Annotated in this window: 19 protein-coding genes; 13 read left to right on the top strand and 6 right to left on the bottom strand. The window is 62.9% G+C overall.

The window, feature by feature from the left end:
* Nucleotides 1–308: 308 nt before the first annotated feature.
* Together ACN6NG_RS02765 and ACN6NG_RS02760 are read left to right on the top strand one after the other, a co-directional pair.
* Nucleotides 309–2042: a C13 family peptidase gene (locus tag ACN6NG_RS02765; RefSeq protein ID WP_474312883.1), complete on the top strand. Its 1734-nt coding sequence runs from the start codon at nt 309–311 to the stop codon at nt 2040–2042.
* Between the two features lie 27 nt (nt 2043–2069).
* Nucleotides 2070–2714, top strand: a complete 645-nt coding sequence (locus ACN6NG_RS02760) for an oxidoreductase (RefSeq protein ID WP_016497847.1) — start codon at nt 2070–2072, stop codon at nt 2712–2714.
* Between the two features lie 107 nt (nt 2715–2821).
* Here ACN6NG_RS02760 and ACN6NG_RS02755 read toward each other — a convergent pair whose 3' ends face one another.
* The 4 genes from ACN6NG_RS02755 to ACN6NG_RS02740 form a co-directional block, all read right to left on the bottom strand.
* Nucleotides 2822–3109, bottom strand: a complete 288-nt coding sequence (locus ACN6NG_RS02755) for a YceK/YidQ family lipoprotein (RefSeq protein ID WP_019472371.1) — start codon at nt 3107–3109, stop codon at nt 2822–2824.
* A complete protein-coding gene (gene ubiX, locus ACN6NG_RS02750; protein ID WP_019472370.1) occupies nt 3106–3735 on the bottom strand; it encodes a flavin prenyltransferase UbiX in 630 nt (209 codons plus the stop codon). The genes ACN6NG_RS02755 and ubiX overlap by 4 nt, the downstream gene beginning before the upstream one ends.
* On the bottom strand, nt 3732–5081 hold the full coding sequence (gene mpl / locus ACN6NG_RS02745; RefSeq protein WP_353456914.1) for a UDP-N-acetylmuramate:L-alanyl-gamma-D-glutamyl-meso-diaminopimelate ligase: 1350 nt from the start codon (nt 5079–5081) through the stop codon (nt 3732–3734). The genes ubiX and mpl overlap by 4 nt, the downstream gene beginning before the upstream one ends.
* A 66-nt stretch (nt 5082–5147) precedes the next feature.
* Entirely contained in the window at nt 5148–7217 is a 2070-nt protein-coding gene (locus ACN6NG_RS02740; protein WP_474312882.1) for a sigma-54-dependent Fis family transcriptional regulator, read from the bottom strand.
* Between the two features lie 255 nt (nt 7218–7472).
* Between ACN6NG_RS02740 and exaC the strand changes: the two genes are divergently transcribed.
* The 9 genes from exaC (at nt 7473) to ACN6NG_RS02695 (ending at nt 16775) form a co-directional block, all read left to right on the top strand.
* Nucleotides 7473–8993 (top strand): acetaldehyde dehydrogenase ExaC, encoded by a 1521-nt coding sequence (gene exaC / locus ACN6NG_RS02735; RefSeq protein ID WP_016497842.1) that lies wholly within the window; start codon nt 7473–7475, stop codon nt 8991–8993.
* 238 nt (nt 8994–9231) lie between these two features.
* Nucleotides 9232–10680, top strand: coding sequence for an ethanolamine permease (eat, locus tag ACN6NG_RS02730; RefSeq protein ID WP_049277561.1), 1449 nt, complete (start codon nt 9232–9234; stop codon nt 10678–10680).
* Between the two features lie 46 nt (nt 10681–10726).
* Entirely contained in the window at nt 10727–12121 is a 1395-nt protein-coding gene (locus ACN6NG_RS02725) for an ethanolamine ammonia-lyase subunit EutB (protein WP_474312881.1), read from the top strand.
* A gap of 8 nt (nt 12122–12129) precedes the next feature.
* On the top strand, nt 12130–12948 hold the full coding sequence (eutC, locus tag ACN6NG_RS02720; RefSeq protein WP_063424075.1) for an ethanolamine ammonia-lyase subunit EutC: 819 nt from the start codon (nt 12130–12132) through the stop codon (nt 12946–12948).
* Between the two features lie 108 nt (nt 12949–13056).
* On the top strand, nt 13057–13515 hold the full coding sequence (locus ACN6NG_RS02715; RefSeq protein WP_016497838.1) for a GNAT family N-acetyltransferase: 459 nt from the start codon (nt 13057–13059) through the stop codon (nt 13513–13515).
* Nucleotides 13516–13784: 269 nt separating this feature from the next.
* Nucleotides 13785–14432, top strand: a complete 648-nt coding sequence (locus tag ACN6NG_RS02710; protein ID WP_041167541.1) for a DedA family protein — start codon at nt 13785–13787, stop codon at nt 14430–14432.
* Between the two features lie 20 nt (nt 14433–14452).
* The gene (locus ACN6NG_RS02705; RefSeq protein WP_063424043.1) at nt 14453–15268 is read left to right on the top strand and encodes a M90 family metallopeptidase; all 816 of its coding nucleotides are present in this window, start codon (nt 14453–14455) and stop codon (nt 15266–15268) included.
* Nucleotides 15269–15361: 93 nt separating this feature from the next.
* Nucleotides 15362–15889, top strand: a complete 528-nt coding sequence (ppa, locus tag ACN6NG_RS02700) for an inorganic diphosphatase (RefSeq protein ID WP_016497835.1) — start codon at nt 15362–15364, stop codon at nt 15887–15889.
* A gap of 184 nt (nt 15890–16073) precedes the next feature.
* Nucleotides 16074–16775, top strand: a complete 702-nt coding sequence (locus tag ACN6NG_RS02695) for a LexA family transcriptional regulator (protein WP_063424042.1) — start codon at nt 16074–16076, stop codon at nt 16773–16775.
* Between the two features lie 288 nt (nt 16776–17063).
* Here ACN6NG_RS02695 and ACN6NG_RS02690 read toward each other — a convergent pair whose 3' ends face one another.
* The gene (locus tag ACN6NG_RS02690; protein WP_474312879.1) at nt 17064–20003 is read right to left on the bottom strand and encodes a TonB-dependent receptor; all 2940 of its coding nucleotides are present in this window, start codon (nt 20001–20003) and stop codon (nt 17064–17066) included.
* 189 nt (nt 20004–20192) lie between these two features.
* On the opposite strand from ACN6NG_RS02690, the gene ACN6NG_RS02685 reads away from it, so the two are divergent.
* On the top strand, nt 20193–20732 hold the full coding sequence (locus tag ACN6NG_RS02685; RefSeq protein WP_474312878.1) for a sigma-70 family RNA polymerase sigma factor: 540 nt from the start codon (nt 20193–20195) through the stop codon (nt 20730–20732).
* Nucleotides 20725–21681 carry a FecR domain-containing protein gene (locus tag ACN6NG_RS02680; RefSeq protein WP_474312877.1) on the top strand — a complete coding sequence of 319 codons (957 nt, stop codon included), beginning with the start codon at nt 20725–20727 and terminating at the stop codon, nt 21679–21681. Before ACN6NG_RS02685 ends, ACN6NG_RS02680 begins: the two co-directional genes overlap by 8 nt.
* A 15-nt stretch (nt 21682–21696) precedes the next feature.
* Here the strand turns inward: ACN6NG_RS02680 and ACN6NG_RS02675 are convergent, their stop codons facing one another.
* The gene (locus ACN6NG_RS02675; RefSeq protein ID WP_474312875.1) at nt 21697–22917 is read right to left on the bottom strand and encodes a glycosyltransferase family 4 protein; all 1221 of its coding nucleotides are present in this window, start codon (nt 22915–22917) and stop codon (nt 21697–21699) included.
* Nucleotides 22918–23226: the final 309 nt, after the last annotated feature.

Here is a 23226-nt window from a genome sequence, read left to right as displayed (position 1 = left end):
GGTTGCGCCGCTGGCCTTCAGCAATTTCCAGTCATGCACCCAAGGGTGCGCGCGCCAAAGGCACAGGAGAGACTGGCCCGAAACAAATGTGGGAGCTGGCTTGCCGGCGATGCGCCGCGCGGGCGGCGCTCGATCTCACAGGCGATGAACAACCCAAGGCATGCGCCTGTCTGCCCACCCTCGATCCCCCGACATGCACCTCGCAGCCATCTCGCCGCACCGGCCTGTTGTCTCATCTGCTTATGCCCTATCTGTCTCGGCCCCTTATTCTGCGTCATACTCGGCAGACCTATTGCCCGGTCCTCGCCATGCGTCCACTGCTCCCCATTACCCTGGTCCTGCTGCTCGCCGCCTGTGGCGATGGCGAATCGCTGCTTGCGCCGGACGCACGCCTGCCCGACGGGGGGCGTTACCGGGGGCAGGTGGTTGATGGCCTGCTGCAGGGCGAGGGCCGTATCGACTACCCCAACGGCAGCTGGTACGCCGGCGGCTTCAAGGACGGCCAGTGGCATGGCCAGGGCGAATGGCATGGCCAGAACGGCGAGGTGTACCGTGGCCAGTTCGCCGAGGGGCTGTTCCAGGGGCTGGGCGACCTGACCACGCCGGGCAGCCACTATGGCGGCACCTTCAAGCACGGCCGCCGCGACGGCGAAGGCACGCTCAAGCAAGCCGACCAGACCTACCGCGGCCAGTTCAAGGACGACCTGTACGATGGCGCAGGCGAGCTGGAACTGGCCGACGGCAGCCGCTACCAGGGCCTGTTCGCCAAGGGCAAGCCCAACGGCGCCGGGGTGCGCAGCGATGCCAGCGGCAACCAGTTCAGTGGCCGCTTCGTCAACGGCCAGCTGCAAGGTAGCGGCACGTACGACAGCGTCGACGGCGAGCAGTACATCGGTGAGTTCAAGGACAATCGCCTGGAAGGCCGGGGCCGCTACGAAAACGCCGATGGCGATGTATGGATCGGCGAATTCAAGGACGGCGCGCTGATGGGTGAAGGCGAACTGCTGGGCAGTGACGGCAGCCACTACAAGGGCGAATTCGTCGACTGGCGCCTGTCGGGCCGGGGCAGCCTGCAACTGGCCGACGGCAGCATCTACGTCGGCGGTTTCCTGAACGATGCCTACCATGGCCATGGCCAGCTGACCTTGCCAAGCGGCCAGGTCGAAGGTGGCACCTGGGCCAACGGTGTGCGCGTACGCGACCAGAAAGGCAAGCTGCTGCCCGACCCACTGGATCTGGCCCTGCTCAACCAGGGCCGGCTGCTTGAAGAGGCGCTGGCCCGGGTACCGCGCTCAGCGCCGCCCATCCAGCTGTACAGCCTGGTGGTGGCCGGCGATGGCCAGCAAAGCGTTTTCCTGCGCGAAGCCGACTACGTCAGCAACATGCTCAAGGTGCGCTTTGGCGCCCGCGGCCAGGTGACCCTGGTCAACCACCGTGACCACATGGCCACCCGCCCCATGGCCACCCGCGAGAACCTCACCCGCGCCGCCAGTACCCTGGCCGAACGCAGCGGCCCCGAAGACCTGGTGTTCATCTACCTCACCAGCCATGGCAGCCAGGACCATCAGTTGGTGCTCGACCAGCCGCGCCTGCAACTGGCCGACCTTTCTGCCGACGAACTGGCCACTGCCCTGGCGCCATTGAAGGACCGCGACAAGGTAATCGTCATCTCGGCTTGCTATTCAGGGGGCTACATCGCCCCGCTCAAGGACGATCGCACGGTGATCATGACCGCCGCCCGGGCCGACCGCGTATCCTTCGGGTGCTCGGAAGAAGCCGACTTCACCTACTTTGGCGATGCGTTGTTCGCAGAAGCACTGAACCAGACCGACGACCTGAAACAGGCGTTTGAACTGGCACGCTCCAGCGTTGCCGAAAGAGAACAAAGGGAAGGCTTCGAGGCCTCGGAGCCGCAGCTGTGGGCACCGCCAGCAGTACTGGAACACTGGCAGCACCTGCGCCGGCAACAGGCCGAAGAAGCATTGCGTAACGCCGCACAGGCCAAGGTGGGGGCACAGGCAAAAACACCTGGCAGCCACTAGACTTGTGTGTAACAAGGGAGAGACATCATGTATTTGACGCCTCAGCATGTCCTGCTTGCCGGTGCTACCGGCCTGACCGGTGAACACCTGCTGGACCGCCTGCTCAACGAACCCACCATCACCCGCGTACTGGCGCCTACCCGCCGGCCGCTGGCCGAGCACCCGCACCTGGAAAACCCGGTGGGCGACCCGGCGGTATTCCTTCCACAGCTGGCCGGGCGGGTCGATATCGCTTACTGCTGCCTGGGCACCACACTGAAGCAGGCCGGCTCCGAATCGGCCTTCCGCGCAGTGGACCTGGACATGGTAGTGGCATTCAGCAAGCGTGCCCGGGAGATGGGCGCGCGGCATCTGCTGGTAGTCAGTGCGCTGGGGGCCGACCCGAAATCGTCGATTTTCTACAACCGGGTCAAGGGCGAGATGGAAGAGGCGCTCAAGGCCCAGGACTGGCCGCAACTGACCATCGTGCGGCCGTCGTTGCTGCTGGGAGAGCGGATCGAGCCACGGCTGGCAGAACAACTGGTTTCGCCGTTTTCCAGGTTGATACCTGGCAAGTACCGGGGGATTGAGGCGTGTACCTTGGCTCGGGCCTTGTGGCGGTTGGCGCTGGAGGAAGAAGACGGGGTGCGGATTGTGGAGTCGGATGAGCTTCGCAAGTTGGGCAAGATATAAGCTTTTCCTGAAAGGGCCTCTTCGCGGGCACGCCCGCTCCCACAGGTACTGTGATCAACTGAGGACCACACAATCCTGTGGGAGCGGGCTAGCCCGCGAAATGGCCATCACAGGCCGCCGGTGGCCTGGAAGCCGACACCGGCCGCAGTCAGCAATGACAACGGCAACAACAGGGTATCCAGCAACATGCTGCCGGGGAGGTCCAGGCCTGGATAGGCCGGTGCATCAGCCCCGTAATGATCGCGTGGGCAGCACCCGCCATTGATCACGTACAAATCCAGCCGGGTACCGGCATACACCACCGGCGCCCCTGGTTTTGCAGCATCCAGCGTGCGCACCGTGGCGCAGCCACCCAGCATCACCAGCGCCGCCACACCCAACAGCGCTCGCTTCAATCATCCACCCCGAAGTGGTGCTCGCCCCAACGCGGCAACATGTCCTGGGGAATGGCCAGCAGGTTGAGAATGCGCGCCACGACAAAGTCGACCAGGTCGTCGATGGTCTGCGGCTGGTGATAGAAGCCGGGCGCCGCCGGCAGGATCACCGCGCCCATTTGCGACAGCTTGAGCATGTTCTCCAGGTGGATGGTGGAGAACGGCGCTTCGCGCGGTACCAGGATCAGCTGGCGCCGCTCCTTGAGGGTAACGTCGGCAGCGCGTTCGATCAGGTTGTTGCAAGCACCCGTGGCAATCGCCGAGAGGGTGCCGGTGGAACAGGGCACCACCACCATCGCCGCCGGGGCGCCGGAGCCGGAGGCTACCGGCGACATCCAGTCTTCCTTGCCGTACACACGGATCTGCCCATCGGCGGCGCCGGTGTATTCGGTGAGGAATGCCTGCATCGCCTGGGGCTTGGCCGGCAGCACCACGTCGGTCTCGGTGGCCATCACCAGTTGCGCGGCCTTGGAGATCAGGAAATGCACCTCACGGTCCTCGCGCACCAGGCAATCGAGCAGGCGCAGGCCATACTGGGCGCCCGAGGCGCCCGTCATGGCCAGGGTGATGCGTTCCGGCCCGCTCACTTCAGGGCCTCGGCCAACTTGCCGTGCAGGCCGCCAAAGCCGCCGTTGCTCATGATCACCACATGGGTGCCCGGGCGTACCTGGCCTTTGACCCGCTCGATGATCGCGTCGAGGCTGTCGGCTACCACGCTCGGTACCTTGCACTTCGCCGCAGTGGCAGCCAGGTCCCAGCCGAGGTTGGCCGGGGCGTACCAGATCACCTGGTCGGCGTCGTTGACGCTTTCCGGCAAACCGTCACGGTGGGCGCCGAGCTTCATCGAATTGGAGCGTGGCTCGATAACGGCAATCACCGGCGCCTCGCCTACGCGCTTGCGCAGGCCGTCGAGGGTAGTGGCGATGGCGGTCGGGTGGTGGGCGAAGTCATCGTAGATGGTCACGCCCTGTACTTCGGCAACCTTCTCCATGCGCCGCTTGACGCTCTTGAAGGCGCTCAGGCCTTCGATACCCATGGCCGGCACCACGCCAACATGGCGGGCCGCTGCCAAGGTAGCCAGGGCGTTGGCGACGTTGTGCTGGCCTGTCAGTGCCCAGTCCACCACGCCCTGCGCCTCGCCCTCGAACAGCACTTCGAAACGCGAGCCGTCGGGGCTGAGCAGGCGCGCCTGCCACTGGCCACCTTCGCCGGTCGTCTGCACCGGGGTCCAGCAGCCCATGCCGATCACCCGCTCCAGCGCTTGCTCGGTGGTGGGGTGAATGACCAGGCCTTCGCCGGGGATGGTGCGCACCAGGTGGTGGAACTGCCGCTCGATCGAGGCCAGGTCAGGGAAGATGTCCGCATGATCGAACTCAAGGTTGTTGAGGATCGCGGTACGTGGGTGGTAGTGGACAAACTTAGAGCGCTTGTCGAAGAAGGCGCTGTCGTACTCGTCGGCTTCGACCACGAAGAACGGCGTGTCGCCCAGGCGCGCCGACACCGAGAAATTCTGCGGCACACCGCCAATCAGGAAGCCCGGGCTCATGCCGGCATGTTCCAGCACCCAGGCCAGCATGCTGCTGGTGGTGGTCTTGCCATGGGTGCCGGCAACGGCCAGTACCCAGCGGCCTTGCAGCACATGGTCAGCCAGCCATTGCGGGCCGGACACATAAGGCAGGCCCTTGTTCAGCACGTACTCCACCGCCGGGTTGCCACGCGACATGGCATTGCCGATGACCACAAGGTCTGGCGCCGGGTCCAGCTGGGCTGGGTCATAGCCTTGGGTCAACTCGATGCCCTGGGCTTCGAGCTGGGTGCTCATCGGGGGATAGACGTTGGCGTCCGAGCCGGTGACGCGGTGGCCAAGTTCCTTGGCCAGCACCGCCAGCGAACCCATGAAAGTGCCGCAAATACCGAGAATGTGAATATGCATGGTCGACCTCGCAAAACATCGAGGCAGGGTAGCCCAGGGCGCGACAAATCGCACCCGCTGTTTCGCTCAGTCAGCCCTGGTGATGCCGTGTTTGCGCAGTTTTCGATACAAGGTATTGCGGCTGATGCCCAAGTGCTCGGCGACGCGGGTCAGGTGCCAGTGTTTTGCCTCCAGGGTCGCCAGCAGCGCATGGCGCTCGGCCTCTTTCAACGCTGCCGGCCCAATCGCCGGCAAGCCAGCTCCCACAGGCGCAGCGTCAGCTTCGAAAGCCCTGGTTACCCTGGAGGTGCAACTGCCTTCTAGCGCCTGTTCTGGCCCTGTCGCCGGCAAGCCGGATCCCCTTGGATTTACAAATGGCTTGAAGCCAGTGTGATCGGGGTGGGAGCTGGCTTGCCGGCGATCGAGGGCAAAGCCCTCGCGGACGACGGCGGGGAGATCCGAGAACATGATTCGGGCATCTTCGCAAAGCGCTACCAATGTACGCAGCACATTGCGCATCTGCCGCACGTTCCCCGGCCAGGTGAAGTCCAGCAGCGCCTGGCGCGCACTGGGCTCCAGCTCGACCGGATGCCCCTGCGCCTCCTGACGCAGCAGGAAGTCCAGCAACTGCGCCTTGTCACTGCGATCGCGCACCGCCGGCAACGCCACCTCCAGGCCATTCAGGCGGTAATACAGGTCCTCGCGGAAACTGCCCTGCTCCACCCGCTCCAGCAGGTCGCGGTGGGTAGCACTGACAATGCGCACGTCAACCGCCTGCGGTTCACCCCCGATCGGCACCACCTGGCGCTCTTCCAGCACCCGCAGCAGGCGGGTTTGCAGGGCCAGCGGCATGTCGCCTATCTCGTCCAGTAGCAAAGTCCCGCCGTCAGCCTGCAACAGCTTGCCGCGCATGCCTTCCTTGCGTGCGCCGGTAAAGCTGCCACCGCGGTAACCGAACAGCTCGCTTTCAATCAGGCTCTCCGGGATCGAGGCGCAGTTGATGGCGACAAACGGCTTGCCGCGCCGCTCGCTGGCCTGGTGCACGGCCTGGGCGAACGCCTCCTTGCCACAACCGGTTTCGCCGCGCAGCAACAACGGTACGTCACGCTCGAACACCCGCACGCAGCGGCGAAAATCGTTTTGCAACGCCGGGTCGAGCAGGCAGATGGCCGGTTCCACCTCGCGAACGGGCTGCCGGTAGGCGGTGGGCACCGACCATACCGGCGTACGGGCCTGGCCACGCAGGCTGGCGAACACCTGGCGGCCGTCCAGGGTGTGTAGCGGCCATACCGTGCTGCCAGCGGGCATGGCGCGGTTGAACAATTCGTCGTGGCTGCAGGCGAAGAAGCGCTGCATGGGTTTGCCCAGCACGCCACCGCGCACGGTACCCAGCAGGTTCAGCGCGCTCTGGTTGGCCGCGCAGATGCGCCCGTCACCGTCGAAGGCCAGCAGCCCTTCACTGAACAGGCCGACCGACTCGGCCTGCAGGTGGAAACGCAGCAGCCACTGCTGCTCGAAATGGCGCAGGAAATAGCAGCTTTCGATCATCTTCGCCGAAAGGTTGACCAACGCCATGGTGTGGAACTGGCTCTGGCGCGAAACATCGGGCCGGGCCGACGATACGTCAAGCACCGCCAGCAGTTCGCCATGCGGGTCGAACACCGGGCTCGCCGAACAGGTCAGGCCGGTATGGCGGCCACGAAAGTGCTCGTTCTGGTGGATGGTCAGGGCCTGGCGCTCGACCAGGCAGGTGCCGATGCCGTTGGTGCCCTCGCGCGCTTCGCTCCAGTCGGCGCCCAGCCACAGCCCGGCACGCTCGAAGCTGCGCCGCTCGGTGGGCGCGCTGACGCAGTTGAGGATTACCCCGCGGGCGTCGGTCAGCAGTACCGCGTGGCCGGCCCCGGAAAGCTGCTGGTGCAGGCTGTTCATTTCAGGGTCGGCAATTTGCAGCACCTGGCGCAGCCGCTCGCGGCTTTCCAGCAGGCGCCCGTGCTCAAGCACCACCGGGGCCGCGATCACAGCAGGGTCGAGGTGGTAGTCCTCCAGGCAACGCAGCCAGGAGCGGGCGATGGACGGGTCACTGCCGCCCTCCCCGGCGCCACCATGGGCAACGGTATGGACTTGCTGGGCATGGCGACTGAAATGATTGCTCTGCATTGTTGTAGTTCTCTGCAGATAGAGAGTCACATCAGCATCCTCCACCCGGGAAGGCTTTGCAATGCAGCCTGCCGTGACGTGTCGCAAATGGCACAAAGTGTCACCCTCGCGTGTACCGGCGCTGGCACAACGGCCGCTCACCGGGGCCGGGCAACTGACCCAAATCATTGATTTGCCTGGGGTGCCCAACGCTGGCCCAACCTTTGCTCTACGCTTCTCAACTCCTCAACAAACATAACAGCCAGGAGACACACCATGCGTTACGCACATCCCGGTACCGACGGCGCGAAGGTTTCCTTCAAGAACCGCTACGGCAACTACATCGGTGGCGAGTTCGTAGCTCCGGTCAAGGGGCAGTACTTCGAGAATACGTCCCCGGTGAATGGCAAACTCATCGCCGAATTCCCCCGTTCCACTGCCGAAGACATCGATAAAGCGCTCGACGCTGCCCATGCCGCTGCCGACGCCTGGGGCCGCACTTCAGTGCAGGACCGCTCCAACGTGCTGTTGAAGATTGCCGACCGCATCGAGCAGAACCTTGAACTGCTGGCCATCACCGAAACCTGGGACAACGGCAAACCTGTCCGCGAAACCCTCAACGCCGACATTCCGCTGGCCGTCGATCACTTCCGCTACTTCGCCGGCTGCATCCGCGCCCAGGAGGGCGGCGCTGCCGAGATCAATGAAGGCACCGTGGCTTATCACATCCACGAGCCGCTGGGCGTCGTCGGGCAGATCATTCCGTGGAACTTCCCGATCCTGATGGCGGCCTGGAAGCTGGCGCCTGCGCTGGCCGCCGGTAACTGCGTGGTGCTCAAGCCTGCCGAGCAGACACCACTGGGCATCACCGTGCTGCTGGAAGTGATCGGCGACCTGCTGCCACCTGGCGTACTCAACGTGGTGCAAGGCTACGGCCGCGAAGCCGGTGAAGCCCTGGCCACCAGCAAGCGTATCGCCAAGATCGCCTTCACCGGGTCTACCCCGGTGGGCTCGCACATCATGAAATGCGCGGCCGAAAACATCATCCCGTCCACCGTCGAGCTGGGCGGCAAGTCGCCGAACGTGTACTTCGAAGACATCATGCAGGCCGAGCCAAGCTTCATCGAGAAGGCTGCCGAGGGCATGGTGCTGGCGTTCTTCAACCAGGGCGAGGTGTGCACCTGCCCGTCGCGTGCCCTGGTACAGGAGTCGATCTACCCGCAGTTCATGGAAGTGGTGATGAAGAAGGTGCTGCAGATCAAGCGCGGCGACCCGCTGGACACCGACACCATGGTCGGCGCCCAGGCTTCGCAGCAGCAGTTCGAGAAGATTCTCTCCTACCTGCAGATCGCCCAGGAAGAAGGCGCCGAGCTGCTGACCGGCGGCAAGGTCGAGAAACTGGAAGGCTCGCTGGCCACCGGTTACTACATCCAGCCGACCCTGCTCAAGGGCAACAACAAGATGCGCGTGTTCCAGGAAGAAATCTTTGGCCCGGTGGTCAGCGTCACCACCTTCAAGGACGAAGCCGAAGCACTGGCGATTGCCAACGACACCGAGTTCGGCCTGGGTGCCGGCGTGTGGACCCGTGACATCAACCGTGCCTACCGCATGGGCCGCGGGATCAAGGCCGGGCGTGTGTGGACCAACTGCTACCACCTGTACCCGGCGCATGCGGCGTTTGGCGGGTACAAGAAGTCCGGCGTCGGCCGTGAGACCCACAAGATGATGCTGGATCACTATCAGCAGACCAAGAACCTGCTGGTGAGCTACGACATCAACCCGTTGGGCTTCTTCTAAAAGTCCGGGATGGCCTCGGGGGCTGCTTTGCAGCCCATCGCGGCGCAAGGCCGCTCCTACAGGGACCGCACTGATCTCGAAAACTGTGCAGTACCTGTGGGAGCTGGCTTGCCGGCGATGAGGCCGGACCTGAATCACACAAACCCCGGGGCACCAACCGCTCTGGCTCGCTTCCTGCAGTACACATCACCATCGGCCCGAACCCTTCCGGCCACCAAGAAAAACAACAGGTGAATCTATGCCAAGCGATCATTCCGCCGGCTCGCCGGCAGGCTCTTCCGTCGACTTCGAAAAAGTCGGGTCGGACTATTTCCAGCAACGTGAACTGAAAAAAGGCGCCGCCGGCTGGGTACTGCTGGTCGGCCTGGGCGTGGCCTATGTCATCTCCGGCGACTATGCCGGCTGGAACTTCGGCCTGGCCCAGGGCGGCTGGGGCGGCATGTTCCTCGCCACCTTGCTGATGGCCACCATGTACCTGTGCATGTGCTTCTCGCTGGCCGAGCTGTCGTCGATGATCCCCACCGCAGGCGGCGGCTACGGTTTTGCCCGCAGTGCGTTCGGCCCATGGGGCGGTTTCCTGACCGGCACGGCAATCCTCATCGAATACGCCATTGCGCCCGCGGCCATCGCCGTGTTCATCGGCGCCTATTGCGAGTCACTGTTCGGCATCGGCGGCTGGGTGATCTACCTGGCGTTCTATATCGTGTTCATCGGCATCCACATCTTCGGTGTGGGTGAAGCGTTGAAACTGATGTTCATCATCACCGCCGTCGCCGCCATCGCCCTGGCGGTGTTCCTGGTGAGCATGGTGCCCCATTTTGATGCAGCCAACCTGTTCGACATCGCCAAAACGGACGCAGTAGGCGCCAGCAGCTTCCTGCCGTTCGGCTATGTCGGCGTGTGGGCGGCGATCCCTTACGCCATCTGGTTCTTCCTTGCCGTCGAAGGCGTGCCGCTGGCCGCCGAAGAAACCAAGAACCCCAAGCGTGACCTGCCACGCGGCCTGATCGGCGCCATGCTGGTACTGCTGGCCTTCGCCCTGCTGATCCTGGTGGTCGGCCCTGGCGGCGCCGGCTCCGAAGCGCTGAAGGCATCCGGCAACCCGCTGGTCGAAGCGCTGTCCAAGGCCTACGGCGGCAGCACATGGATGGGCGGCTTCGTCAACCTGGTCGGCCTGGCCGGGCTGATCGCCAGCTTCTTCTCGATCATCTACGCTTATTCCCGCCAGATCTTCGCCTTGTCCCGCGCCGGCTACCTGCCGCGCAAGCTGTCGGAAACCAACAAAAGCAAAGCCCCGGTACTGGCCCTGATCATCCCCGGCATCATCGGCTTTGCCCTGTCGCTGACCGGCCAGGGCGACTTGCTGATCCTGGTAGCGGTGTTCGGCGCTACGCTGTCCTATGTGCTGATGATGGCCGCGCACATCACCCTGCGCATCCGCCGGCCGAAGATGGAGCGCCCGTACCGCACCCCCGGTGGCATCTTCACTTCGGGCGTGGCGCTGGTGCTGGCGTGCATCGCCGTGGTTGCCGGCTTCCTGGTCGACCCACGGGTGGTGATTGGCGCCGCAGTGATTTATGCGGTATTGATTGCCTACTTTGCTTTCTACAGCCGCCACCACCTGGTCGCGGGCACGCCGGAAGAGGAATTCGCCGCCATCCAGCAGGCCGAAGAGGCCTTGCACTGATTGCCGCCACCCGCCGCGGGGCAACCCGCGGCTCTGGAGATTCTGTATGGCAAGTTTCGTACACACGGTAGGCCACCTGGTCTACCGCTTCGACAGCCTCAAGGACGTAATGGCCAAGGCCAGCCCGGCCCGCTCGGGGGACTTCCTGGCAGGCGTCGCGGCCAGCAATGACGGCGAGCGTGTCGCTGCGCAGATGGCGCTGGCCAATATCCCGCTGACCCATTTCCTCAATGAAGCCCTGATCCCTTACGAAGCCGATGAAGTCACCCGGCTGATCATCGACACACACGATGCCCAGGCCTTCGCCCCGGTCAGCCACCTGACCGTGGGCGGCCTGCGCGACTGGCTGCTGAGCGAAGAGGCCAATGAAGACAGCCTGCGCGCCCTGGCGCCAGGGCTGACGCCGGAAATGGCTGCGGCCGTGTCGAAGATCATGCGCGTGCAGGACCTGGTGCTGGTGGCGCAGAAGATTCGCGTGGTCACCCGGTTCCGCGGCACCATGGGCTTGCGCGGGCGCTTGTCTACGCGCTTGCAGCCCAACCACCCGACCGACGAGCCGGCGGGTATCGCCGCCAGCATTCTTGACGGCCTGCTGTACGGCAACGGGGACGCGATGATCGGCATCAACCCGGCCACCGACAGCATCGCCTCGATCTGTGCCCTGCTGGAAATGCTCGACGCCATCATCCAGCGCTACGACATCCCCACCCAGGCCTGCGTGCTGACCCATGTCACCACCTCGATCGAGGCGATCAACCGTGGCGTGCCGCTGGACCTGGTGTTCCAGTCCATTGCCGGCACCGAGGCGGCCAACGCCGGGTTTGGCATCAACCTGAACGTGTTGCAGGAGGGTTACGAAGCGGGCCTGTCGCTGAAACGCGGCACCCTCGGGCAAAACCTGATGTATTTCGAAACCGGCCAGGGCAGCGCACTGTCGGCCAACGCCCACCATGGCGTCGACCAGCAAACCTGCGAGACCCGCGCTTATGCCGTGGCCCGCCACTTCAAGCCGTTTCTGGTCAACACCGTGGTCGGTTTCATCGGCCCGGAGTACTTGTACAACGGCAAGCAGATCATCCGCGCGGGCCTGGAAGACCACTTCTGCGGCAAGCTGCTGGGCGTGCCGATGGGCTGCGACATCTGCTACACCAACCACGCCGAAGCCGACCAGGACGATATGGATACCCTGCTGACCCTGCTGGGGGTGGCCGGGATCAACTTCATCATGGGCATCCCCGGCTCCGACGACATCATGCTCAACTACCAGACCACCTCGTTCCACGACGCGCTGTACGCGCGCCAGACCCTGGGCCTGAAGCCCGGGCCGGAATTCGAGGCATGGCTGGCCCGCACCGGCATCTTCACCCAGGCCGATGGCCGGGTGCGCTTTGGTGACAACCTGCCACCGGCCTTCCGCAAGGCCTTGGCACAGCTTGCATAGGGATGACCATGGACCATCGCACACCTACCCCCGACAACCCTTGGCTGGCCCTGCGCAACCTGACCCCGGCGCGCATCGCCCTGGGCCGTGCCGGCACCAGCTTGCCGACCGGGGCGCAGCTGGACTTCCAGTTCGCCCATGCCCAGGCCCGCGATGCCGTGCACCTGGCCTTCGACCATGCCGGCCTGGCTACCCAGCTGGGTGACCGCGGGCGCGAAAGCCTGGTGCTGCATAGCGCTGCCAGTGACCGCCACCAGTACCTGCAACGCCCGGACCTGGGCCGGCGCCTGAACGAAGAGTCGATTGCCACCCTGCGCCAGCATGCCCAGGCCAACCCCGGCGGCGTCGACCTGGCCATTGTGGTCGCCGATGGCCTGTCGGCGCTGGCCGTGCACCGCCACACCTTGCCGTTCCTGGCCCGTTTCGAGGAACAGGCCGCCGCTGACGGCTGGACCAGCGCCCCGGTGGTGTTGGTGGAGCAAGGCCGCGTGGCGGTGGCTGACGAGGTCGGCGAACTGCTGGGCGCACGGATGACAGTGATGCTGATCGGCGAGCGCCCGGGGCTGAGTTCCCCCGACAGCCTTGGCCTGTATTTCACCTACGGGCCAAAAGTCGGCCTGACCGATGCCTACCGCAACTGCATCTCCAACATCCGCCTGGAGGGGTTGAGCTATGGCATGGCGGCGCACCGCCTGCTGTACCTGATGCGCGAAGCCTGCCGTCGGCAGCTTTCCGGAGTGAATCTCAAGGACGAAGCCGAGGTCCATAGCCTGGAAAGTGAGCACACTGGTAACCAGAAAGGCAACTTCCTGCTCGGCAAAGAGTAAACAACATGTCACGGAAGGCGGATTGCACTTGTGACGCGCATTGGGCAGCATGCCCTTGAAAGCCGCTGGCATTCCGCTGTTTCCCTAAATGGACTCTGAGGGCCGCACATGCGCATCATCAAGGCAACCCTGGAACACCTCGACCTGCTCACGCCATTGTTCGTCAAATACCGTGAGTTCTATGGGCAGCTCCCCTACCCCGACAGCTCGCGCAGCTTCCTGGAAAAGCGCCTGAAGCGGGATGAATCAGTGATCTACCTGGCACTTCCCGATGATGATGACGGCAAGTTGATGGGCTTTTGCCAGCTTTACCCGAGCTTCTCGTCGCTGTCGCTCAAGCGCGTGTGGATTCTCAACGACATCTACGTGGCCGAAGACTCGCGGCGCATGCTGGTGGCCGACCACCTGATGCGTGAAGCGAAGAAAATGGCCAAAGAGACCAACGCCGTGCGCATGCGGGTGTCGACCAGCGCGAACAATGAGGTAGCGCACAAGACCTACGAATCCATCGGGTTTCGTGAAGATACCGAGTTCAAGAGTTACATCCTGCCCATCAGCCAGGATTGACCCTCATGCCTGCCCCGGCCTCATCGCCGGCAAGCCAGCTCCCACAGGTCAACTACTGCGCTGAGCTCGTGGTCAACCTGTGGGAGCTGGCTTGCCGGCGATGAGGCCGGTACAGTCGATACAACTATCCAGGCCTTTCACCGTAACCCCCCGCTACAAACTCCCCGGGCATGATCCTCACTTCGCCGTATAATGCCCCACCTGTCATGTGTGAAAATTTACCCATCCCCAGGTAACCCAGCCTACGCCCAAGAACACAGGTGCTGTACATGGATTTCAACCCGTTGGACCTTATCCTGCATCTCGATGCCTACCTCGATCTGCTGGTCACCAATTACGGTCCCTGGATCTACGCCATCCTTTTCACCGTGATCTTTTGCGAAACCGGGCTGGTGGTAATGCCCTTCCTGCCGGGCGACTCGCTGCTGTTCATCGCCGGCGCCGTAGCGGCGGGTGGCGGTATGGACCCGGTGCTGCTGGCTGGCCTGCTGATGGCTGCCGCAATCCTGGGCGACAGCACCAACTACGTGATCGGCCGAACAGCCGGCGAGCGGTTGTTCAACAACCCCAACTCGAAAATATTCCGCCGCGACTACCTGCAGCGCACCCATGAGTTTTATGAACGCCATGGCGGAAAGACCGTGACGCTGGCGCGCTTCCTGCCCATCCTGCGCACCTTCGCACCGTTCGTCGCCGGCATCGCCCACATGCATTACCCACGTTTCCTGGGTTTCAGCGTTGCCGGTTCAATCCTGTGGGTCGGCGGCCTGGTCACCCTGGGCTACTTCTTCGGCAACGTGCCATTCATCAAGCAGCACCTGTCGCTGATGGTGGTGGGCATCATCATCCTGTCGCTGGTGCCGATGATCCTCGGCCTGTTGCGCGGCCGCCTGGGCCGTGCGGCCAAGGCTCACTGAACACTTAGAGAACAGCAGGCATGTGGTCGTTCAGCGCCTGGCGGCGCAAGCGCGCACTGGCGCGCTACCCCATCGAGCCAAAGCAGTGGAAGGCCGTGCGCGAGCGCCTGCCCATGCTGGACGGCATCAGCGACGACGAAGACCACTGGCTGCGCGAAGCCTGCATCCTGTTCCTGCTCGACAAGCACCTCACCTGCCTGCCAGGTGTCGAACCCGACGACGAGCAGCGCCTGTTGCTGGCCGCCCAGGCGCAGTTGCCGCTGCTGCACCTGGGCGAGCTGAACTGGTACCAGGGCTTCCACGAAATCATCCTGTACCCCGACGACTTCAAGAGCCCCCAGCGCCACCGCGATGCCAGTGGCGTGGAGCACGTGTGGGACGGCGAGCACAGCGGCGAGGCCTGGCAACAGGGGCCGATCATCCTGGCCTGGAACGGCGTGCTGGCCAGCGGTGGCTGGGAGGCCTACAACCTGGTCATCCATGAGCTGGCGCACAAGCTCGACATGCTCAATGGCGATGCCAACGGCCTGCCGCCGCTGCACAGCGGCATGCCGGTGGATGAGTGGGCAACGGCCATGCAGCAGGCCTACGACGACCTCAACCGCCAGCTGGACAACAACCCCGACGCCGAAACCGCCATCGACCCGTATGCCGCGGAAAACCCGGCGGAGTTCTTTGCTGTCACCAGCGAATACTTCTTTAGTGCCCCCGACCTGCTGCATCAGGCTTATCCACGGGTCTACCACCAGTTGTCGCAGTTCTACCGGCAAGACCCGCTGGCGCGGCTGCTTCGGCTGCAGGCCGAACACCCCGAGTACCGCGAAAGCCACGCCTGACGGGGCCGCACATCCGGCCAGGCGTGGCATGCCCCGGCAGAATGTGCCTATAATCGCCGCCACTTTTTTGGTCAAACACGGGGGCACTGCCCAATGAGCTACAGCAAGATTCCGGCGGGCAAAGACCTGCCGAACGACATCTACGTCGCCATCGAAATCCCGGCCAACCACGCGCCGATCAAATACGAGATCGACAAGGACAGCGACACCCTGTTCGTCGACCGTTTCATGGCTACCCCGATGTTCTACCCAGCCAACTACGGCTTCATCCCGAACACCCTGGCTGACGACGGTGATCCGCTGGACGTGCTGGTGGTTACCCCTTACCCGGTAGCGCCAGGCTCGGTTATCCGCGCCCGTCCGGTTGGCATCCTGAACATGACCGACGACGGCGGCGGTGATGCCAAGGTCATCGCTGTTCCTCACGACAAGCTGTCGCAGCTGTACGTCGACGTGAAGGAATACACCGACCTGCCAGCCCTGCTGATCCAGCAGATCGAGCACTTCTTTGCCAACTACAAAGATCTCGAGAAGGGCAAGTGGGTCAAGATCGAAGGCTGGGATGGCGCTGACGCCGCCCGTGCTGCGATCACCAAATCGGTTGCTGCCTACAAAGGCTGATACCGGTTGTAAAAAAACCCGCTCCGGCGGGTTTTTTTTTGCCCGAAGGGGCGACAGCACCTTAATTCGGTAAAAAGTCCTACGCAGTCCTACACCAACGCCCTACAAGCAGGCACTTTTCGTACAAATTCCGTCAACAAGCGGTTCATTTCCTTGCGGGTACCCCGTCGCTACACTCGCCCCCATGAACACTTCCGGCGACCGCCTCAAAGCCCTTCTCCACGAATGTGGCCTGTCCGCTTCTGATTTCGCCGCTCAGCGCAGCGTCACACCGCAGCACGTCAACAACTGGTTCAACCGCGGCGTACCCCTGGCCCGCCTGGACGAAATGGCCGACCTGTTCTGTGTGCATCGGCGCTGGCTACGCACGGGCGAAGGGCCCAAACACCCAAACCCGATCCAGCGCAACCACCTGCCACGCCAGGCACCGGCCAACCCGCCCAGCCCACTGTCGGCACACCGTGCCCGGGAGCTGAGGGTGCCTTTTTACGAACTGCGAAACGGCCTGCTTGCGCCGGTGGCCAGCAAACACCTGCGCTTGCCGGCAAAAGCGCTGAAAGGGTTGGGTGTGCACGCCCATCACGCCATCTGCCTGGCCATGCCCGCCAGCAACATGGTTCCGCTTATTCCGCTGGAGGCCATCCTGGCCGTGGACCTGGGCATGACCCAAATAATAGAGGGCGAAACCTATGCCCTGCTGCACAATGGCGTGCTCAGGGTAAACAACCTCAGCCTCGGCCCGCAGGGCACGCTGTACCTGCACAGCCATGACCGTCGCAATTACGCCGTCGAACGCTACACCTGCGCCCAGCGCCAGGCGCAGGGCCTGGAGATCATCGGTTGGGTATTCCACTGGTCGCATTTCCGCCAGCAGCGGCCCGGCTGAAACAACCTGTGCCATTTTTTGCTGGGCATCCTGCGCGTGCCCTTGTATGCTACGCCGCACATTAAGCCCCGACCGGCGCGAGCCGCGGTCCAGAGGGCTCGGCGATATCCCACACGGGCATCTGCCATCTCTTTCAGGCCCTTGATGGCCACACAGTTAAGGCGATTGCGGCTTACCATAAATTAGTCGGAAGCGTCCCCGAGAAGCCGGCCACAAGCCGGCTTTTTAATGCCCGCAAAAATGTCGGGGCGCTGGCGAAACCCTCTGCGCCAACGCCCTCTGCGGCCCTCAGAACCGCGTCACTACCCCCACCCGCAGCGTGCGCCCCGGCGCCGGCATGAAGCTTTGCGCCAGCGGGTCCAGATAGTAGCGATCGGTCAGGTTCTGCAGCGAGGCATTCACCTCGGTGTTCTCGAGCAGCTTGTACTTGAGGAACAGATCGAACAGCGCAACCGAGCGGTATTCCACTTGCGGCGTGGTGGCACCGGACTGCCAGGGCTTGTCGAGGGTATTGGTCGGCCCGGAGGTGTAGGTCACCCGTCCACCCACGGTCAACGCCTCGTCGAAGAAGCGCACGCCGCTTGTCAGGTTGGCTGAAAACCGTGGCGGGTTCTGAGTGTTGGTATAAGAGCCCATGAAACTGCCCGGCGTACAGTTGGGTGTGTTCTCGGTCTTCTGATACGGGTTGGCCGTGGCGCGAAGTTTGCCGGCAAAGTCCGCGTCGCAGGTCTCGGTCTTGAGGTAGTAGGTGGCCGAGAGGTCGGAGAACACACGGCCGGCATCGTAGTGCGATTGCAGCTCAAGGCCGCGGGTGCTGAAGCTGTCGGTGTTGCTGAAGGTCATCAGGCCCCAAAGCCCCGGGCTTGGATCGTAGTAACGGGTGATGTAGTTCTTTATCACGTTGTCGAAGTAGGCGAGCTTGAGCGCGGCCGAATCGTGCTCGGTAAACAGGTTGTCGCGCAGCGCACTGACGCCGATCTCCCAGCTCTGCGAGCGTTCGGGCTTCAGGCTTTTACCGGGGGCGACTTGCTGGGTACCCTGGCTGGTCTCGAACAAAGACGGCAGGCGCAGGCCCTGGGTGTAGGTGACATAGAAGAACGTGTCGGGCACCAGCTCGACGTTGATGCCGAATGCCGGCGAGAAGCCGCCGCCACTGCTGCTGCCCTGCGGGCTATGGTCGTAGCCTGTGACCACGCTGCTGATGCCTTCGGTGCCGACCTCCACGCTGGTCGCGCCGAAGTCGTTGAAACGCACGCCATTGAACGGCTCGTTGCTGTTGCCGAAGACGATGCCGTTGTTCAGCCTGGGGTCGGTGGCATCGGTGTACTGGCCGTTCTGGTCGGGGAACCAGGTCATGCTGCCCCAGCCTTTCGGGCCACTCGCCGAGATGTATCGTACCTCGCGGTCCTGACGCCGGGCGGTGGCCAGCACGGTGTTATCCCTGGTGTGGAAGTGGCTGTAACGGCCACCGCCCCACAGGGTCAGTTGCTCGATCGGCTGATACTCGAGCTTGCCGTTGAAGCTGAACTCCTGCCGGGAGGCATCGCGCAGGGTGCGGTTGGCATCGATGTCATGCTGGGTGATAAGCACACTTTTCTGCGGCTGCAGGTCTTCGAGCTGGAAAGCGCCGCCCAGGTCGAGCTTGAAGTCGCCATGGGTCGTCTCGAACCGGGAGACGTTGTTCAGGTCGCCACCAATACGGCGGTTGTCCTGGCGGGTCCAGCTGCGGTCAGAACGAAACAACTGCGAAGCAGGCGCCGTCCAGGCCGAGCTCAAGGTGCTGGTTTTGGCGTCTGTCATCCACAGGTTGCTGGTCAGGTCGACCCAGGGGTTACCGGCAGGCAGGTAGTGGTAGCGCGCCGTGTAGGTGTCGATCTTCACCTCGCCCAAGGGGTACTGGTAGATACCCGCGGTGCCGAAACGGTAGATGTCGGAAGGCATGATCTCGGCAGTGCGACCGTCGTAGCGGCGATAGCCCAGGTCCAGCGTATGGTCGTCGGCTATCCGCCAGGTTGCCTTCAGCAGGTACGAGTCGGTTTTCGATGAAGAGTTGAGCACTTCTTCGCCGGCGTTATAAGTCATTGCAACGCTCGGCTGCTCGCGGCCGTCTTCGTCATGGATGCGATAGCGGTCCTGGCCTTTCTTGCCGGAAAAGTAGTTGCCCTGGTTACGGTGTGCATACGCCGCCACTACGTCCAGCCGCTCTGTGGTGAAGGCAAAGGCAGCGCTGCCAGACTCAGCCTCGGAGCCAAACAGGCTGCCCCGGCTGTCGCGTGGCGGCGCGGTCAGGCTTTCATCCCTGGAACTGGCGCTGCGGTGAGCGGGGGCTACGCCGTTGTCCCAGAAATCGCCCTTGAGGCGCACACCGACCTGGTTGCCGTCCACCAGAATGTCCTGCACACCGATCGTCTGCATCTCCACCGTGCCGCCTATCGCCCCGGACTTGGTCGACGGCCCTTTGTTCACGGTCAGACTGCTGATCAGGTCGGGATCGATATAGCTACGCTGCTGGGTACCGCCATAACCTCGATAGACATCCAGGGCCTGCTCAGAACCATCGACCTTGACCGCCACCCGGCTCTGGCCCTGGATGCCGCGGATGTTGACGTCCAGGGCACCGCCATTGCGGGTGTCACCAACCTGCACGCCAGGGATACCGTTGAGCAGGTCGCCCGCAGACACCCGGCCGAAGCGGTCGATCTGCTCGCTGGTCAGGTGCACTGACGAACGTGGCGCTCTGTAGGTTTCCACCTCTGGGCCCTGCGCGGCGGCCTCGACCATCGTCGGCGACAACTCTGCTGCTGCACGGGCAGCGATGCCCTGCGCCATCAACACGTAGGTGCCGGTAGCACTTGGCACCAGCCGCAAACCGGTATTGGCGAGCAACCGCTGCATGCCCTCGCTGACCGTATACCGCCCTTTCAAGGCGGGCGCCGTTCGCCCGCGAATCAGGTCAGGCTCGTACGACAGCAGCAGCCCGGCCTGGCTGCTGAAGCTGCCGAGGGCTGCCCCCAACGGGCCTTGGGCAATGTTGTAGTCACGCAGCGTGGCGTCGTCCAGGCGGGTAGCCGTGAGCGCAGCCTTGTGGGCATCCTCGGCCAAAACCGCGCTGCTGTGCAGCAGGCCTGAAGCGCAGCAACTGGTCAGCGTGCAACGCAGCACAAAGGTGATGGGCGACAGGCAAGGCCGAGGGCGCGGAGCAGGTGAAGGACAACGTACTGGGAGCATGCTTTTCTCGCTCGTGGGGTTCGCGCCCACCACTGGCAGCGGGCTGTTACCTCCTCTGTCGCACGAGATCGAAAAAAGGATATGAATGGCTAGGAAGCGTCCGAATTTACCGAACTGGCCTTGTGACTTGAGCAATTCTAGTGATAATGGTTTGCATTTGCGACAGTCCATGTATCAATTCAATCGACGATGAATGCACCCTTCTCCCCGCCGAACAATACCGAGCCGTGCAGTATCGAAACGCTGTACATCGAGAATCACGCCTGGCTGCGTAACTGGCTTGCCTACCGGCTGAGGTCCTGGGGGCGCGGGGTGGCCGACGATCTGGCCCAGGATACGTTCCTGCGTGTGCTGGCCAGCCGCGAGGGCGCGCGGGTCGAGCCGATTCGTCAACCCCGCGCCTACCTGACGCGCATCGCGAACTGCGTGCTGGTGAGCTGGCGGCGCCGGCAGTCGCTGGAGCAGGCGTGGCTCGAAGCGCTGCTGTTGCTGCCAGAGCCCGAGTATCCGTCGCCTGAGCTGCAATGTGTGATCCTCGAAACCCTGCATGAGATCGACGCAGTTCTGCACAAGCTGCGACCGCGTGCAAGGCAGGCATTCCTGATGGCGACACTGGATGGCATGAAGCAGAAGGACATCGCCGTGGCCTTGAACATAGCGCTGCCGACCGTGAAGAAGTACATCCACGAGGGCTACTTGGCCTGCCTGACGCAGATGCCCGATGACTAACGGTACTGCAACGCCCGACGATGCCATCGCGCAGCATGTGCTTGCCCAGGCAGCCTCGTGGCTGATGCTGATGCAGGAAGGGCCGCTGCTGCCTGCCCAGCAGCTCGAACTGGAACGTTGGCGGCTTGCCAGTGATGAGCACGAACGTGCATGGAAAAGGGCTCAGCGCCTGCTTTCACGCCTGGGCAGCCTGCCGCCCACGCTGGCCAGGCACACCCTGCAACGCCCCCCGGGCAGGCGCGCGGTACTGCGCGGGCTGGTTCTGCTGATGGGTGCTGCACCGCTTGGCTGGTGGGGCTGGCGCTCGCAGGCCGGGCGTTTTACCAGTGATTACCAGACGGCTGTGGGCGAGCGCACACGCGCGCGGCTGGCCGACGGCACGCAGATCATCCTCAATACCGACAGTGCCCTGCAGCTGCTTTTCGATAGCGCGCAACGGCTGCTGCATCTACGCCGTGGCGAGGTGTACATCGTGACCGCTGCCGACCCACGGCCGCTGATGGTGCAGACCGTGCATGGGCAGTTGCTTGCACTGGGCACGCGGTTCAGCGTGCACCAGCTGGCCGATGAAACCTTGCTCGAGGTGTACGAAGGCGCCGTGCAGGTACGCCCCGAAAGCACCAGCGTGGCGGCAGGCGAGAACATCATCCGCGCCGGGCAGCAGGTGCGATTCACCCGGGAGCATCTGGGCCTTGTCGGGGAGGTGCGTGAAACCAGCCTGGCGTGGCAACGCGGCTTGCTGGTGGCCGATGACATGCCATTGCAACAGTGGGCGCAGGCATTGATGCGCTACGCCGACCAGCGCCTGGAGTGCGACCCCGCGTTGAGCGAACTGCGGGTGTCTGGCACCTTCCCGGTCGATGATCTGCCGCTGGCGTTGGCCATGCTGGCCCAGACCTATGGGCTGCAGATTCGCCAGGGTGGTGGGCGCCTGGTTATCAGTCGGTGATAGGGGCGCCCGTCGTCAGTCATTTGGGGCGCGCGGGTTGGCAGAGGGCGTCAAACTGCTCTTCAGGAATTCCTCGCGCACCTGATGCATCTGCAAGTGTGTTTTCCCCGTCGCATAATCCAACCCCGCAAGCCCCATTTCCAGCGCCAGCTCGGGATGCCGGGCAGCATGACGAATACGGTCTGCCAGGCTGGACGGGTTTCCGGTTTCGAACGTGAGCGTGTTGAGCTTGCTGGTTATGTCCAGGACCCCGGATGTGTCAGAACCGATGACGGGAACGCCCTGGCTGAATGCGTCAAAAATGATTCGGGGTTGTTCCTGTTTCAATGTCGGCACCAACAGCCAGTCATGCTGGGCAATGATGCTGAAAAAGTCTTTGCCGTAATCAACTGCGTTCAAGAACCTCACCTCGATGCCGCCATGTTTTTCAGCTGCAAAGCGTAGGCAGTGCTCTTTCAAATCACCCTCGCCCATAATGGTGACGGTGATATCAATGCTTTCGGCTTCCAGTTGCTCAATGGCTTCAAGGACCACCAGAACACCTTTATCCAGGACAAGGCGTGATGGGTAAAGCACGTTGAGTGTACGGTTGCGTCTGGCTTCGAATCTTTTTCTGACGGCCTCGGGCGCTGCCATGTATTTTTTATCGAGCCAGCTGGCAGGGTTGATCAACGTGTGACTGTTATTACTCCCAAGAAAATATTCCTTGTAAAAGGATTGCGTGAATATCCTGGCATTCGCCAGCTTCAGGCAGCACTTCAATAACAGGGTGTGCACGTGGTGCTCGATGATTGCTCTGAGGGTTCGCGCCTGCCCCTGAGCCAACATCCAGAATGAAGACTCTATGACAATCACCCATTGGAAGCGGAACAACGGCTTGAGCGGCAATAGGTAAAAGGACAAGGGGAATGCCCAACCGGCCCCGTCAGAATGAACGATCCGGGCATGCTTGCAGGCATTGATGACGGTTATGAAATTCGGGAAAAAGTTCTTTAATACTGACGCAAGCCCATAGTCTTTGCGCAACCCATAAAGCCATTTAACATCCAGATGGCTAATGCTTTGCAGCCCGTCGACGTTGCCGCCTCTCTCGACAGGGCAGCACATGCCGAAGTTTTCTATGTAGGTGAGATGAAGTTCTATATCTTTGACCCACAAGGGGTCTGTAAACAAACCACCTTGCTCGTCTACGACAACAGGAATTCGGGTGAACAGCATGTATGGGTCTTCAATCATATTCCCCTCACAGGGATGCCAGGACACTACCTTTTAAATTGTTTACATGGGGCTTACTCCTCAATACCAGCCGTCCATCTCAACAACGTTGTAGCGTCCTTGCAGACCTCCTGCTTATGCAGCAAGCGCTCCGTTCGGAGTTCACTCTAGTGCGCCTTCACAGATTGCACACGCGGTGTGGCAACAATTTCTCATGATTCAGAACCGGTGCAGCCCCCCTTGTAGGAGCGGCCTTGTGTCGCGATGGGGCGCAAAGCGGCCCCGACAATATCTGCGATGAAGCTGAAATTGCCGGGGGCGCTTCGCGCC

It is taken from the genome of Pseudomonas sp. TSO6, from assembly GCF_056098905.1.
This window is presented reverse-complemented; position numbering and strand designations above follow the sequence as displayed.

Bases quoted from the DNA above. Each gene is read 5' to 3' on its own strand.
- ACN6NG_RS02765 (WP_474312883.1), top strand. From the start codon at position 309: ATGCGTCCACTGCTCCCCATTACCCTGGTCCTGCTGCTCGCCGCCTGT.
- ACN6NG_RS02760 (WP_016497847.1), top strand. From the start codon at position 2,070: ATGTATTTGACGCCTCAGCATGTCCTGCTTGCCGGTGCTACCGGCCTG.
- mpl (WP_353456914.1), bottom strand. From the start codon at position 5,081: ATGCATATTCACATTCTCGGTATTTGCGGCACTTTCATGGGTTCGCTG.
- ACN6NG_RS02740 (WP_474312882.1), bottom strand. From the start codon at position 7,217: ATGCAGAGCAATCATTTCAGTCGCCATGCCCAGCAAGTCCATACCGTT.
- exaC (WP_016497842.1), top strand. From the start codon at position 7,473: ATGCGTTACGCACATCCCGGTACCGACGGCGCGAAGGTTTCCTTCAAG.
- eat (WP_049277561.1), top strand. From the start codon at position 9,232: ATGCCAAGCGATCATTCCGCCGGCTCGCCGGCAGGCTCTTCCGTCGAC.
- ACN6NG_RS02725 (WP_474312881.1), top strand. From the start codon at position 10,727: ATGGCAAGTTTCGTACACACGGTAGGCCACCTGGTCTACCGCTTCGAC.
- eutC (WP_063424075.1), top strand. From the start codon at position 12,130: ATGGACCATCGCACACCTACCCCCGACAACCCTTGGCTGGCCCTGCGC.
- ACN6NG_RS02715 (WP_016497838.1), top strand. From the start codon at position 13,057: ATGCGCATCATCAAGGCAACCCTGGAACACCTCGACCTGCTCACGCCA.
- ACN6NG_RS02710 (WP_041167541.1), top strand. From the start codon at position 13,785: ATGGATTTCAACCCGTTGGACCTTATCCTGCATCTCGATGCCTACCTC.
- ACN6NG_RS02705 (WP_063424043.1), top strand. From the start codon at position 14,453: ATGTGGTCGTTCAGCGCCTGGCGGCGCAAGCGCGCACTGGCGCGCTAC.
- ppa (WP_016497835.1), top strand. From the start codon at position 15,362: ATGAGCTACAGCAAGATTCCGGCGGGCAAAGACCTGCCGAACGACATC.
- ACN6NG_RS02695 (WP_063424042.1), top strand. From the start codon at position 16,074: ATGAACACTTCCGGCGACCGCCTCAAAGCCCTTCTCCACGAATGTGGC.
- ACN6NG_RS02690 (WP_474312879.1), bottom strand. From the start codon at position 20,003: ATGCTCCCAGTACGTTGTCCTTCACCTGCTCCGCGCCCTCGGCCTTGC.
- ACN6NG_RS02685 (WP_474312878.1), top strand. From the start codon at position 20,193: ATGAATGCACCCTTCTCCCCGCCGAACAATACCGAGCCGTGCAGTATC.
- ACN6NG_RS02680 (WP_474312877.1), top strand. From the start codon at position 20,725: ATGACTAACGGTACTGCAACGCCCGACGATGCCATCGCGCAGCATGTG.
- ACN6NG_RS02675 (WP_474312875.1), bottom strand. From the start codon at position 22,917: ATGATTGAAGACCCATACATGCTGTTCACCCGAATTCCTGTTGTCGTA.